The sequence below is a fragment of the Streptomyces sp. NPDC056361 genome (genome assembly GCF_042262805.1).
GTDB lineage: Bacteria > Actinomycetota > Actinomycetes > Streptomycetales > Streptomycetaceae > Streptomyces.
The window spans coordinates 17894-30840 of record NZ_JBHJQI010000018.1 but is presented as its reverse complement, the minus strand read 5'-3'; the positions used below and the strand labels follow the sequence as shown (position 1 = coordinate 30840).

At 74.3% G+C, this 12947-nt stretch carries 14 protein-coding genes; 6 read left to right on the top strand and 8 right to left on the bottom strand.

All coding sequences use genetic code 11. The features are described 5' to 3' along the window. Positions 1-26: 26 nt before the first annotated feature. The 4 genes from ACFCY7_RS08545 to ACFCY7_RS08530 all read right to left on the bottom strand — a co-directional run bounded on the left by ACFCY7_RS08545 (position 27) and on the right by ACFCY7_RS08530 (position 3643). On the bottom strand, positions 27-212 hold the full coding sequence (locus tag ACFCY7_RS08545) for a hypothetical protein (RefSeq protein ID WP_376482556.1): 186 nt from the start codon (positions 210-212) through the stop codon (positions 27-29). A gap of 109 nt (positions 213-321) precedes the next feature. After that, positions 322-1212 (bottom strand): SDR family oxidoreductase, encoded by an 891-nt coding sequence (locus ACFCY7_RS08540; RefSeq protein ID WP_376482554.1) that lies wholly within the window; start codon positions 1210-1212, stop codon positions 322-324. Beyond that, entirely contained in the window at positions 1209-2120 is a 912-nt protein-coding gene (locus ACFCY7_RS08535) for an alpha/beta fold hydrolase (protein WP_376482552.1), read from the bottom strand. The genes ACFCY7_RS08540 and ACFCY7_RS08535 overlap by 4 nt, the downstream gene beginning before the upstream one ends. After that, a complete protein-coding gene (locus ACFCY7_RS08530) occupies positions 2117-3643 on the bottom strand; it encodes a flavin-containing monooxygenase (protein WP_376482550.1) in 1527 nt (508 codons plus the stop codon). Before ACFCY7_RS08530 ends, ACFCY7_RS08535 begins: the two co-directional genes overlap by 4 nt. 236 nt (positions 3644-3879) lie before the next feature. On the opposite strand from ACFCY7_RS08530, the gene ACFCY7_RS08525 reads away from it, so the two are divergent. The 5 genes from ACFCY7_RS08525 (at position 3880) to ACFCY7_RS08505 (ending at position 8600) form a co-directional block, all read left to right on the top strand. Beyond that, positions 3880-4500, top strand: a complete 621-nt coding sequence (locus ACFCY7_RS08525) for a MerR family transcriptional regulator (protein WP_376482660.1) — start codon at positions 3880-3882, stop codon at positions 4498-4500. A gap of 193 nt (positions 4501-4693) precedes the next feature. After that, positions 4694-5272: a hypothetical protein gene (locus ACFCY7_RS08520; RefSeq protein ID WP_376482548.1), complete on the top strand. Its 579-nt coding sequence runs from the start codon at positions 4694-4696 to the stop codon at positions 5270-5272. A 3-nt stretch (positions 5273-5275) separates the two neighbouring features. Then, entirely contained in the window at positions 5276-6613 is a 1338-nt protein-coding gene (locus ACFCY7_RS08515) for a peptidoglycan-binding protein (protein ID WP_376482546.1), read from the top strand. After that, positions 6610-7359 carry an ABC transporter ATP-binding protein gene (locus ACFCY7_RS08510; RefSeq protein WP_376482544.1) on the top strand — a complete coding sequence of 250 codons (750 nt, stop codon included), beginning with the start codon at positions 6610-6612 and terminating at the stop codon, positions 7357-7359. Before ACFCY7_RS08515 ends, ACFCY7_RS08510 begins: the two co-directional genes overlap by 4 nt. After that, on the top strand, positions 7356-8600 hold the full coding sequence (locus ACFCY7_RS08505) for an ABC transporter permease (RefSeq protein ID WP_376482542.1): 1245 nt from the start codon (positions 7356-7358) through the stop codon (positions 8598-8600). The genes ACFCY7_RS08510 and ACFCY7_RS08505 overlap by 4 nt, the downstream gene beginning before the upstream one ends. 25 nt (positions 8601-8625) lie before the next feature. Here ACFCY7_RS08505 and ACFCY7_RS08500 read toward each other — a convergent pair whose 3' ends face one another. Genes ACFCY7_RS08500 through ACFCY7_RS08490 form a run of 3 tightly spaced genes read right to left on the bottom strand, consistent with a single transcriptional unit; the run spans position 8626 to position 11848 of the window. Further along, a complete protein-coding gene (locus ACFCY7_RS08500) occupies positions 8626-10287 on the bottom strand; it encodes a sensor histidine kinase (protein WP_376482541.1) in 1662 nt (553 codons plus the stop codon). Continuing rightward, the gene (locus ACFCY7_RS08495) at positions 10284-10988 is read right to left on the bottom strand and encodes a response regulator transcription factor (protein ID WP_376482539.1); all 705 of its coding nucleotides are present in this window, start codon (positions 10986-10988) and stop codon (positions 10284-10286) included. Before ACFCY7_RS08495 ends, ACFCY7_RS08500 begins: the two co-directional genes overlap by 4 nt. Positions 10989-11044: 56 nt before the next feature. Continuing rightward, complete coding sequence (locus tag ACFCY7_RS08490) at positions 11045-11848, bottom strand: exodeoxyribonuclease III (RefSeq protein ID WP_376482537.1); 804 nt, start codon at positions 11846-11848, stop codon at positions 11045-11047. Between the two features lie 50 nt (positions 11849-11898). Here ACFCY7_RS08490 and ACFCY7_RS08485 point away from each other — a divergent pair, with 50 nt between their 5' ends. Next, positions 11899-12375, top strand: a complete 477-nt coding sequence (locus tag ACFCY7_RS08485; RefSeq protein ID WP_376482535.1) for a GNAT family N-acetyltransferase — start codon at positions 11899-11901, stop codon at positions 12373-12375. Positions 12376-12436: 61 nt separating this feature from the next. On the opposite strand, the gene ACFCY7_RS08480 is transcribed toward ACFCY7_RS08485, so the two are convergent. Next, positions 12437-12832 carry a hypothetical protein gene (locus tag ACFCY7_RS08480; RefSeq protein ID WP_376482533.1) on the bottom strand — a complete coding sequence of 132 codons (396 nt, stop codon included), beginning with the start codon at positions 12830-12832 and terminating at the stop codon, positions 12437-12439. Positions 12833-12947 lie beyond the last annotated feature (115 nt).

Here is a 12947-nt window from a genome sequence, read left to right as displayed (position 1 = left end):
CGCCTTCTTTCAAGGACGGGCCGACGTCAGGCGTCGTAGTCCTGGTCCATGCGGTCCTGGGCCTCCTGCTGGGCCCGGCGGTTCTCCTCTTCGGAGCGGTCGCGACCCTGGGAGGCGCGCTGGGACGCCTGGTCCTTCGCCTTGCCCATCGCCTGCTTGGCCTGGTCGCCGAGCTTCTGCGCCTTGTCCTTGAACTGGTCCTGCATGCCCATGGAACTTCACTCCTAGACGGGTGAGGGGTGGCCGGGGCGGTGCGCCCCTTCGGCCTCGACCAGCCTTGCACGGGCAAACATTCCACGCATTTCGATCAGTCACGGACGGCTACCGCGGGGTGGAGCCCTCCGCTCTGGCCTGCTCGTCGGCCGCGCCGCCCGCGCCGACCAGCCCCTTGGACACCGAGCCGAGCCGCGGCTCGAAACGCCGCATCTCGCGCTGTCCGACGGTCGCGATCATGCCGGGCAGGTAGCCGCGGACCGACTGCATCCCGCGCAGCCACCACTGGGCGTACACGTGGGCCGAGCGCCGCTCGATGCCCGCCACGATCCGGTCGACGGCCGGGCCGAGCGGGTACGTGCGGTTCGCCGGCCACGGCAGCCGCTGCCGCAGCTCCTTCATGACGTCGTCCTCGTCGGCGCCCCGCACCATGTCCGTGTCGGTCCAGGACAGGTAGCCGACGCCGACCTTCACGCCCTTGTACGCGACCTCGGCGCGCAGGCTGTGCGCGAACGCCTCGACGCCGGACTTGGAGGCGCAGTACGCCGTCATCATCGGGGCCGGGGTGAGGGCCGCGAGCGAGGCGATCTGGAGGAAGTACCCCCGGGACTCCATGAGGACGGGCAGGAAGGCCCGGCCGGTGACGGCGCCGCCGATGAGGTTGACCTCGATGACCCGCCGCCAGGCGCCGGGGTCGGACTCGACGAACGGACCGCCCGCCGCGACACCGGCGTTGGCGACGACGATGTCGACCTTCCCGAACCGCTCCTTCACCTCGGCGGCGACCTTCGCCATCGCCTCGTGGTCGGTCACGTCGGCGTGCCACCAGTCGGCCTCGGTGTGCAGCCGCCCGGCGACCTCCTTCAGCTGCTCCGGCTCCAACCCCACGAGCGCGATCTTCGCGCCGCGCGCCGAGAGCTTGCGCGCGAGCAGCTCCCCCACCCCGCGCGCCCCTCCGGTGACGACCGCGACCTGCCCTTCCAGGCTCACCCTGCTCATGCCCCTGCCTCCTCGGTCTCCTTCACGCCCAGGTACGTGAGGGTCAGTTCGCGGATCTGCGCGGTGACGGCCTCGGGGGCCTCCACCGGCGTCATGTGGCCCATGCCGGCCAGTTCGACGAGTGACGTGCAGTGCGGCAGGGCCTCCGCCATGCCGCGGGAGTGGACGGGCGGGGTGAGCCGGTCGGCGGTGCCGACGAGCACGGCCACCGGCATCCGCAGCTCCCTCAGTCCGGGTTCGAGGTCGAGCCCGGCCAGGACCTGCGACCAGCCGTGGCGTGCGCCGCGCGGGCAGGCGTGCACGATCCGGGCGCACGCCTCGACGCGTTCCGGTGCCGTCCCCGGTCCCATCGTGGCGTACTTCAGGATCCGCTTCGACACGGCGTTCACCGGGCCGAGCGGCGCCTTCGCGCCGAGGACGGCCGCGGTCAGCCGGCTGCGGAGGCCGCCGGGCTTCAGCGGGACGACGGTGGCCTCGGAGGTGAGGCGGGAGGGCCCGGTGGAGCAGAGCAGGACCGCGGCGGCGTGCTGCCGGAGGCCCGGGCGCCCGGCGGCCGCCATGATCGTCATGCCGCCCATGGAGTGGCCGGCGAGGACGGCCCGCTCGCCGGGGCCGAGGGTGGCCGCGAGCACCGCCTCCAGGTCGTCGGCGAGCGCCGTCGTGGAGTAGCCGCCCGCGCCGGGCGCGGGGGACCTGCCGTGGCCGCGCTGGTCGTAGGCGATGACCCGGTGGTCGGCGGCGAGGGCCCGTATCTGCTCGGTCCAGAAGGCGATCGAGCAGGTCCAGCCGTGGGCGAGGACGACGGCGGGCGCGTCGGCGGGGCCGTACACCTCGACGTGGATGCGGGCGCCGTCGGCGGAGACGGCGGTGAGGGTGCGGGAGTCGGGCAGCGGGGTCGGGCGGCTCACTGGGCGGCCTCCTTCTTGCGCGGGGTGCGGGTCTTGGCCGCGGGTGCGGTCCTGGGGGCGCGGATGACCTCGTACTCGGAGAGGTCGACCTGCCGGGTCTCGCGCCGGAACTCGCCCGTGGTGCCCGGCCACAGGGTGGTGTTGCGCCCGTTGGCGTCGAGGTACCAGCTCTCGCAGCCGCCGGCCTTCCAGACGGTCCGCTCCATCCGGGCCTGGACCTTGCGGTTCCAGGCGCCGACGGCGGAGGGCCGGACGGCGAGCGCGGCGCGGCCGCCGAGAACGTTCAGCTGGCGCAGGTAGTCGGCCATGTAGTTCAGCTGGGACTCGATCATGAGGATCATCGAGGAGTTCCCGAGGCCCGTGTTGGGGCCGATGACCGTCATGAAGTTGGGGAAGCCGGCGGCGGTGGCGCCGCGCAGCGCCTCCATGCCGCCCTTCCACGCCTCGGCGAGGGTCCGCCCGTCGGCGCCGACGACCCGGTCGGCGATCGGCATGTCGGTGACGTGGAAGCCGGTGCCGAAGACGATCGCGTCGACCTCGGTCTCGGTGCCGTCCGCGCCGACGAGGGTCGAGCCGCGGACCTCGCGCAGGCCGGAGGCGACGACGTCGACGTTGGGCTGCGCGACCGCCGGGTAGTACGTGTTGGAGAGCAGGATCCGCTTGCAGCCGATGCGGTACGAGGGGGTCAGCTTGGCCCGCAGGACCGGGTCCTTGACGGCCTTGGCGATGTTGGCCTTGGCGAGCTTCTCGACGATCCCGAGCTCGCCCGGGTGCTTGGTGAAGGCGCCGACCTGGAGTTCGCGGATGCCCCAGAGCAGGCCGCGGCGGAGGGTGCCGGTGACGGGCAGGGCGCGGTGGAGCCAGCGCTCGGGTCCGGTGATGGCGCGGTCCATGCGGCGCATGACCCACGGGGGCGTGCGCTGGAAGAGGGTCAGCCTGCCGACCTTCGGCTGGATCGCGGGCACGATCTGGATGGCGGAGGCGCCGGTGCCGATCATGGCGACGCGCTTGCCGGTGAGGTCGTAGTCGTGGTCCCAGCGGGCCGAGTGGAAGACCTTGCCGGGGAAGTCGGCGAGCCCCGGGATGTCGGGGACCTTCGGGTCGGAGAGCGGGCCGGTCGCGGAGACGACGACCTCGGCGCTGAAGGTGCCGCGGCTCGTCTCGATCTCCCAGCGCAGCGCCTCGGCGTCCCACTCCATGCGCAGGACCTCGTGGCCGAGGCGCAGGTGGGGGCGGACGCCGAAGGTGTCGGTGACGTGTTCCAGGTAGGCCCGGATGTGCCGCTGCCCGGAGAAGGTCCTGGGCCAGTCGGGGTTGGGCGCGAAGGAGAAGGAGTAGAGGTGCGACGGTACGTCGCAGGCGCAGCCGGGGTAGCTGTTGTCGCGCCACGTGCCGCCGACGGAGTCGGCCCGCTCCAGGACCACGAAGTCGGTGATTCCCTCGCGGCGCAGCCGGACGGCGGCGCCAAGGCCGCCGAACCCCGATCCGATCACCGCCACCCGTACGTGCTCGTGCTTCGCCATGCCGCCTCCCGCGCACCCGGCCCATCGCGCCAGCAATCACTGGCACAATCGGGACTGTAGAGCAGCGCCATACCGAGCGGTAGGGGTACGGCGAGGGAAAGTTACCGGCGGTACAACATAGGCTGGCGAACGTGGCAGAAGGATCAGCACCCGACACGGGCGAGCACGCGGACGGCGACGCGGGCGGCAACCCGGCCGACGGCACGGGCACGGACCCCGGCATGCGCGAGTACCGCATGGCGGAACTCGCGAGCGCCGCCGGCATCACCGTGCGCACCCTGCGCTTCTACCGCGAGCGCGGCCTGATCCCGCCGCCCCGCCGCGAGGGCCGCATCGCCTGGTACGACGACCAGCACCTCGCCCGGCTCCGCACCATCGCCGCCCTCCTGGAGCGCGGCCACACCCTCAACGGCATCGCCGACCTCACCACCGCCTTCGAGAGCGGCCGCAACGTCCGCGAGGTCCTCGCCCTCGGCGCCCCCAGCGAGGAGGAGCCCGTCCGCCTCACCCCGGAGGAGCTCGCCGACCACTTCGCCGGCGAGGTCACCGCCGAGAACCTGGCCGCCGCCCTCGACCTCGGCTACCTCGTCACCGACGGCGAGGCCATCATCCACATCAGCCGCCGCCTCCTCGACGTCTCCGCCGCCCTCGTCCACGAGGGCGTCCCCCTCGCCGAGGTCCTCAAGGCCGGCGCCCGCGTCCGCGAGCACGCCGACGCCCTCGCCCAGCTCTTCACCGAACTCCTCCGCGCACACGCCGGCGAGAGCGACGTCCAGCGCCTCCGCCCCCTCGCCAAGAGCGTCGTCGAGGCCGAACTCTCCATGGCCCTCGACCGCCACCTGCGCGAGACGCCCTGACGCACCTCGCCCGACCCACCTCGCCCGACCTCCTCGTGGCCGCCGGACGTGCCTCGCCCGAGCCACCTCATGGCCGTCCGACAGGCCTCATGACCGCCTGACAGGTTCTTCGAAAGTTCTTCACGACCCCCGTCCTACGGTCGGTCCGCCCCCGCACCCGCGGCCGGGCCCGACACGAGGAACGGGAGAACCCATGAGGACGAACCGGGCACTGTTCGCCGCCGCGGCGGCCGCGGTGGCCTTCGCGCTGACCGGCTGCGGAGGAGGCGGCGAGGCCGGGAAGATCCCGTCGGCCGGCGACGCCACCCTCCCCACCGGGACCGCCGGCCCGTCGTCCGGCGGCGGAAAGGACGAGGTCGCCGTCTACGTCGAAGCACGGCGGGCCTGGGTGAAGTGCCTGCGCGAGAACGGCGTCGACGCCCCCGACCCCGACGCGAACGGCCAGGTCGACCTCGGCGACGGCGCGGCCCTCAAGAAGAACCCGACCTTCCGCAAGGCCTCGGAGGAGTGCGCCCCGCTCAGCGCTCCCGTCCCCGAGGAGATCGAGCGCAGACTCGCCCCCAAGCTCACGCCCGAGCAGATCGAGAAGCAGTTCGCCTTCGCCGACTGCATGCGGAAGAACGGCGCCCCCGACTTCCCCGACCCCGCACCCGACGGCAACGTCTACGGGGACCACCCCTGGGACTCGACCACGGCCGCCGCCAAACACGCCGCCCGCACCTGCGCCCCCATCGTCGGCACCCCCGTCGACCAGGGACCGGGCAAGGGCTGAGCGATGAGCGGAACGTCCACGCACCCCGACACGACACCACCACCCGAACCGGCCGCGGCACCGGAGCCCCCACCCGAGGGCCCGCCTCCCCCGTACGCCCCCGGCCGCCGCCGGAGCCGTACGGTCCTCCTCGCCACGGCCCTCGTAACCACCACGGCGGTCGCCACGGTCGCCGCACTCGGCCTCGGCGGCGGCGAGACCCCCACCGCCGCCCCTCCCCGGGCGGACTCCACGGTCACCGTCACCCGCGCCACCCTCGTCGAACGGACCAAGGTCGAGGGCACCTTGGGATACGGCTCCGACACACCCCTGCCGGTCAAGGCCACCGGCACCGTCACCTGGCTCCCCGAGGCCGGCGCCACCGCCGAACGCGGCGACACCCTGCTGCGCGTGGACGACCGGCCCGTGGTGCTGCTCTACGGCGCCCTGCCGATGTACCGCGAGCTGGGCACGACCCCGGCCACCACGACCCCCGACGCCGGCTCCCCCGCACCACCGGCACCCGGAGGCACCAAGGGCAACGGCAAAGGCACGGGCAAGGGCGGCACGGACACCGGCGCCACCACCGCCGGCACCACCGGCGCCACCACCGCGAACCCGTCCCCGGTCTCCGCGACCACCACCGCACCCACCACCACCGCCCCGCCGCCCCTCCGCGGCATGGACGTCCTCCAGTTCGAGTCCAACCTCAGCGCGCTCGGCTACACCGGCTTCACCGTCGACGAGGAGTTCACGTCCGCCACCGAACGGGCCGTCAAGCGCTGGCAGAAGGCCCTCGGCGTGCCCGAGACCGGCCGGATCGGCCTCGGCGACGTCGTCTACGCCTCCGGCCGGATACGCCTCGGCAGGACCGGCGTCCGGCTCGGCGCGGCCGCCGGCGACGACGCCCTCACCTACACCGGCACGACCCGCAAGGTCGTCGTCGCCGCGTCGGCGCAGGAAGCTTCCTGGGCCGTGCGCGGCACCCCGGTCACCGTCGGCCTGCCCGACGGAAGCCCCGTGAAGGGCGAGGTCGCCTCGGTGGGCGGACAGGCGACCGCACCCGAGGGGAGCACCGGCGGCGCGCCCCCGACCGTCCCGGTCACCGTCACCGTCCCCGACCAGCGGGCCCTCGGCCGCCTGGAGAGCGGCCCCGTCTCCGTCGAGTACGCGGGCCGGCGACGCGAGAACGTCCTGACCGTCCCCGTCGCCGCCCTGGTCGCGCTCGCCGAGGGCGGCCACGGCCTGGAGACCGCCGACGGCCGCTTCGTCACCGCCCGGACGGGCCTCTTCGCCGACGGCATGGTCGAGGTGAGCGGCCCCGCCCTCCACGAAGGCATGAAGGTGAGGATCCCGCAGTGAACGGCGACGACACCCACACCAAGGCCAAGAGCGACATCGGTGCCGACACCGACACCGTCGTCGAGTTCCGGTCCGTCTCGAAGACGTACCCCGGCGGGGTCTCCGCGGTCCGGGACGTGAACCTGCGCGTCCGGCGGGGCGAACTCGTCGCGATCGTCGGCCCGTCGGGCTCCGGCAAGTCCAGCATGCTGAACCTGATGGGCATTCTCGACCGGCCCTCCGCCGGCTCGGTCCTGGTCGACGGGCACGACGTCGCGGCCCTGACGGACCGGGAGGTCTCCGCGCTGCGGGCCGGCCGGATCGGCTTCGTCTTCCAGCAGTTCCACCTGGCGGTCGGCACACCGGTCCTGGACGCGGTCGCGGACGGTCTGCTGTACACCGGGGTCCCGCAGCGCCGCCGCCGGGACCTCGCCGCGGCGGCCCTGGAGCGGGTCGGCCTCGGCCACCGCGTCCACCACCTCGCGCACCAGCTGTCCGGCGGCGAGCGCCAACGGGTCGCGGTGGCCCGGGCCGTGATCGGCGAACCGGCGGTGCTGCTCGCCGACGAGCCGACCGGGAACCTGGACTCCGCCTCGGGCGCGGCGGTCCTGGCGCTCCTGCGCGGGCTGAACGCGACCGGCACCACCGTCGTGGTCATCACCCACGACCGCGAGATCGCGGCCGCGCTGCCCCGCCGCATCGAGATGCGGGACGGCCGCATGGTCGCCGACACCTCCACCGAACCCCCGATCGGAGCACTCGGATGATCCCCGCCCCCCGAGGGGGAAGGCGCGGCGGACGCGGCGCGCGGAACGCGGGCGCCGCGCTCCGCCCGGCCCGGCTGCGGCCCGCCGACGTGGTCCGGCTCGGCGGCACCGGCCTGCGCACCCGCCCGCTGCGGGTGTTCCTCTCCGCGCTCGGCATCGCGATCGGCGTCGCCGCCATGATCGCGGTGGTCGGCATCTCGGGCTCCGGCCGGGCGGAGGTGGACCGCCGGCTCGACGCGCTCGGCACCAACCTCCTCCGGGTCGCGCCCGGCGCCGCCCTCGACGGCGGGCGGACGCGGCTCCCGGCCGAGGCCGTCCGCATGATCGACCGCGTGCCGCCGGTCCGCGAGGTCGCCGCCACCGGCGCCACCGACGCCCACGTCTACCGCAACGAGCGGATCGCCGTCGGACGGACCGGCTCCCTCGCCGTCCTCGCGGCCGACGACGGCCTGCTCCCGGCCGTCGGCGGCCGGCTCCACCGCGGCCGCTGGCTGGACGCGGCGACCGAGCGCTACCCGGCGGTCGTCCTCGGCGCGACCGCCGCCCGGCGGCTCGACGTGTACGCCCCGGGGACCCGGCTCTGGATCGGGGGCCGGTGGTTCTCCCTGATCGGCGTCCTCGACCCCGTGGCCCTCGCCCCCGAACTGGACGGCGCGGCGCTCGTCGGCTGGCCCGCGGCCCGCACGCACCTGCGGTTCGACGGCCGCCCCTCGACGGTGTACGTCCGCACCGACGACAGCGCCGTCGCGGCCGTACGGGCGGTGCTCCCGGCCACGGCCGACCCGGAGAAGCCCTCCGAGGTCCAGGTCTCCCGCCCCTCGGACGCGCTCGCCGCCCGCGAGGCCACCGAGTCGGCCCTGACCGGCCTCCTGCTCGGCCTCGGCGGCGTCGCCCTCCTGGTCGGCGGCGTCGGCGTCGGCAACACCATGGTGATCTCCGTCCTCGAACGCCGCCCCGAGATCGGTCTGCGCCGCGCCCTCGGCGCCACCAAGGGCCAGATCCGCACCCAGTTCGTCGCCGAGTCCCTGCTCCTCTCCGCCCTCGGCGGCCTCGGCGGCACCTTCCTCGGCACCCTCATCACCGCCGCCTACGCCCTCACCAGGGGCTGGCCCACAGTCGTCCCCCTCTGGGCAACCGCCGCCGGCCTCGCCGCCACCCTCGCCATCGGCGTGCTCGCGGGCCTCTACCCGGCGGTACGCGCCGGCCGCCTCCCCCCGACGGTGGCCCTGGCCGGCACCTGACGCACCCCGGCGGCCCCGCAGCGGGTCAGGGGCCCGGCGTCCCGCCCCGCGGGGCCGGCAGGACGACCGTGAACACCGAGCCGACCCCCAGCTCGCTCGCGACCTCGACGGCGCCGTGGTGGTCGGTGACGATCCGGCGGGCGATGGAGAGGCCGAGCCCGCTGCCGCCCGTGGCCCGGCCGCGGGCCGCGTCCGCACGCCAGAAGCGGTCGAAGAGCCGCGGCAGGTCGGCGGGCGCGATGCCGCTGCCGGTGTCCCTGACGGCGATCCGCACCCTCTCGTCCCGCTCGGCGAGTTCGAGCCGCACCGCGCCGCCGGGCGCCGTGTGGCGGACCGCGTTGCCGACCAGATTGCCCAGCGCCTGGCGCAGCCGGTCCGGGTCGCCGTGCAGCCGTACGGTGCCGGGGCCGGCGCCCACGACGTCGAGCGTCACCCCGGCGGCCGCCGCCCGGGCGCTGTGCGCGGTCCGGCAGGCCTCGACCAGCTCCCGGGCGTCCAGCGTCCCGCGGTGGTACGTGAGCGCCCCCGCCTCGGCGAGCGCCAGGTCCTGGAGGTCGTCCACGATCCGCTGCTGGAGCAGCACCTCCTCGTGGAGCGAGTCGAGGAGTTCGGCGTCGGCCTGGAGGACCCCGTCGCGCAGGGCCTCCAGATAGCCGCGCAGATTGGCGAGGGGGGTGCGCAGCTCGTGGGCGATGTCGCCGACGAGTCGGCGCTGCCGCTCCTCGCTGTCCTGGAGGGACCTCGCCATCCGGTTGAAGGACCGGCCGAGCTCGGCGATCTCGTCCCGGCCGGAGGCCGGCACCCGGCGCCCGAGGTCGCCCTCGCCGAGCCCCCTGGAGGCCGCCGTGAGGGCCCGTACGGGACGGAGCACGGCCCGGCTGAGGAGCAGCGCGCAGGCGAGCGCGGCGGCGGCGACCCCGGCGGCGACGCCGACCGCGGGGCCGACCGCGAGGCTCTGCCCGGCGTCGTCGACGGCGCCGAGCCGCACGGTGAGCGGCTGGGGGGCGACGGCGGCGGTCCGCTCGGTGAAGACCCGGCGCAGGCAGGCGAGCGCGGCGGCCCTCTCCGCGATGGGGCAGGCCTCGGCCGCGTCGACGTCGGCCATGCGCGGGGCGCTCGGGGCGGCTTCGGTGCACGGTGCGCCGCCCGGCATGCCGCCCGGGGCCTTCCCGCCGTCGCGGAACCGGGGGGCCCCGAACCCGCCGGGCAGGACGGTGACCCGGTGCCCGGCCCGGGTGAGGCAGGCCGCGAAGGTGACGGCGTCGTCGTACGCGTTGATCGCGGTGGGCGTCACCTTGCGCATGCGTCCGGCTTCCCAGGCCGCGGGGAACTCCAGCCGGGGCCTCGGGTCGACGAGGAGCGCGGGCGCGGTGCCGCCGGGGCGCGGGTCGCTGCCGAGGAGGGTGTCGGAGTCGGCGATCTGGCCCTGCCGGTCGGTGCCGATCCGGATGCGCTGCCCGGTCTTCTCGGCGAGGGCGCGCACGGTGGCGGCGACGCCGTCCCAGGTGCCGTGGCCGGCGCCGTAGGCGCGCAGTTCCTCGGTGATGGCGGCGATGGACTGCCGGTCGGCGGCGGCGGACTCGCGGAGCTGGCTGGTGGCCTGGCGCAGGGTCAGCCACGCGGTGGCGGAGGTGGCGGCGACGGCGACGAGCAGGACGAGCGCGAAGACCCGCAGGCGGAAGCTCACGCGCCGTACTCGCCGTCCGCGAGCCGGTACCCGCGCCCGTACACGGTCTCCAGGTGGCGCGGGCGGGTCGGGTCGTCCTCCAGTTTCCGCCGCAGGTTGCGCACGTGCGCGTCGACCGTGCGTTCCAGGACGTCGCTGTCGAAGCCGAAGACCCGCTCGATGATCTGGGTGCGGGTGAAGACCCGGCCCGGCTCGCGGGCCAGCGCTTCGAGGAGGGCGAACTCCTTGGCCGTGAGGTCCACCGGCCGGCCGGCGACCCTGACCCGGAAGCGGGCCGTGTCGAGCTCCACGGCGCCGACCGTCAGCAGTTCCTCGCGGGCGGCGGCCCCGGTCGCCCGGGACCGGCGCAGGAGCGCGCGGACCCGGGCGGTCAGTTCGCGGGGGCTGTAGGGCTTGGTGAGGTAGTCGTCGGCGCCGAGGTCGAGCCCGAGGAGGAGGTCCTCCTCGGTGCTGCGCGCGGTCAGCAGCAGGATCGGCACGTCCGACCCCTCGGAGCGCAGGATGCGGCACACGTCGAGCCCGTCGACGAAGGGCAGCATCACGTCGAGCACGACGAGGTCCGGCCGGACGGAACGCACCTTCTCCAGCGCGGCCCGCCCGTCGGCGACGACCTGTACGGCGTTCCCCTCGCGCTCCAGATAGATCCGGATCAGCCGTGACTGCTTCTCGTCGTCCTCGGCGATCAGAATGCGCGCGCTCAACGGATCTCCCCCACCCGGTTCCGCCCCTGACGGGCACGGTACCGCGCGGGAGGGGACTACAGGTCGTAGACGGCGGTCACGGGCGCGTGGTCGCTCCAGCGCTCCTCGTGGGTCGCGGCGCGCTCGACGTACGCCTTGACGGCCTTGGCGGCGAGGCCGGGGGTGGCGATCTGGTAGTCGATGCGCCAGCCGCTGTCGTTGTCGAAGGCGCGGCCGCGGTAGGACCACCAGGAGTAGGGGCCTTCCCGGTCGGGGTGGAGGGCGCGGACGACGTCGACGTAACCGCCCTCGGCCTCTTCCAGGACCCGGCCGAGCCACTCCCGCTCCTCGGGCAGGAAGCCGGCGTTCTTCTTGTTGGACTTCCAGTTCTTGAGGTCGGCCTCGTGGTGGGCGATGTTCCAGTCGCCGCAGACGACGACCTCGCGCCCGTCGGCCGCGGCCCGCTGCCTGAGCTCCTTCAGGTAGGGCAGGAACTCGCCCATGAACCGGTACTTCTCGTCCTGGCGCTCGGTGCCGACCTCGCCGGAGGGCAGGTAGAGGCTGGCGACGGTCACGCCGGGCAGGTCCGCCTCGACGTACCGGCCGCTGCCGTCGAACTCGGTCGACCCGAAGCCGACGCGCACCCGGTCGGGCTCGCGCCGCGTGTAGAGGGACACCCCGGCGCGCCCCTTGGCGGCGGCGGGCGCGTGCACGGTGAACCATCCCTCGGGCGCCCGCACCTCGGCGGGCAGCTGCGCCTCCTCCGCGCGCACTTCCTGCAGGCAGACGGCGTCGGCCGAGGTGCCGGCCAGCCACTCGACGAAGCCCTTCTTGGCGGCGGCACGGAGACCATTGACATTCACGGACGTGACAGTGAGCATCCCGGGAGAATACCGACACCCACCTAGTGCATACATGTACGATATTCCGCATGAACATCCAGCCCACGCCCTATGACCACCCGGACGCCGTCAAACTGGAGGACGCCGTCCAGGCCGAGTACGCCGTCCGCTACGGCGACGAGGGCGATGCCACCCCCCTGGACGCGACGATGTTCACCCCGCCCCACGGCCTCTACCTCCTCGCCTACGACGAGGACGGCACCCCCGTCGCCACCGGCGGCTGGCGCACCCAGGACGCCAACGACGAGGGCTACTCCGACGGCGACGCCGAACTCAAGCGCATGTACGTCGTCCCCGAAGCCCGCGGCCTCGGCCTCGCCCGCCGCATCCTCGCCGCCCTCGAATCCGACGCCCGCGCCGCCGGCCGCACCCGCATGGTCCTGGAGACCGGCACGGCCCAACCCGAGGCGATGGCCCTCTACACCTCCTCCGGCTACGAACCCTGCGCCAAGTTCGGCCACTACCGCGAGTACGAGAACAGCCGCTGCTACGCGAAGCCGCTCTGACCCCCACGGCACGAAAAGGGCGGGCGCCCGAAGACGCCCGCCCTTCCTCTCGCACCACCCGCTAACCGAACGCGAGCCGTTCCGTCTTCCGCGACCCGCCGACCTCGACGGTCATCTCGAAGTCACCGACCGGACGATCGGCCAACGACACGTAGTACGCGCCCCGCCCCTTCATCCCGGGCGACAGCGTCCTGACGAACGTCCACTCGACGTCCTTCCCCGCGAACCGCGCGGCCGTCACTCGCGCACCCGGCTCCGCGAGCAGCACGACCCTCCACCCCTCGCGCGCCATCCCGGGCCCGGACGCCTTCGCGACGTGCGCGCCCGCCTTCGGTGTCACTCCGGACAGGTCACCGCACATCCGAACGTGGTACCCACCCGAGGTCGCCACCTCCGCGAGACACAGGCGCCCCTTCGACGTCTCCCAGAGGAACGTCGCCGAAGCCTCGTCGCTCACGACGTCGGAGATCCCCGGGCCCCACCGCTCGGCGCCTTCTCGGCGGTGCACCCGAGGAGCAGGCCCGCCGCCAGTGGGAACGCGACCGCGCGCGAGAGACGCCTCATCGCGACTG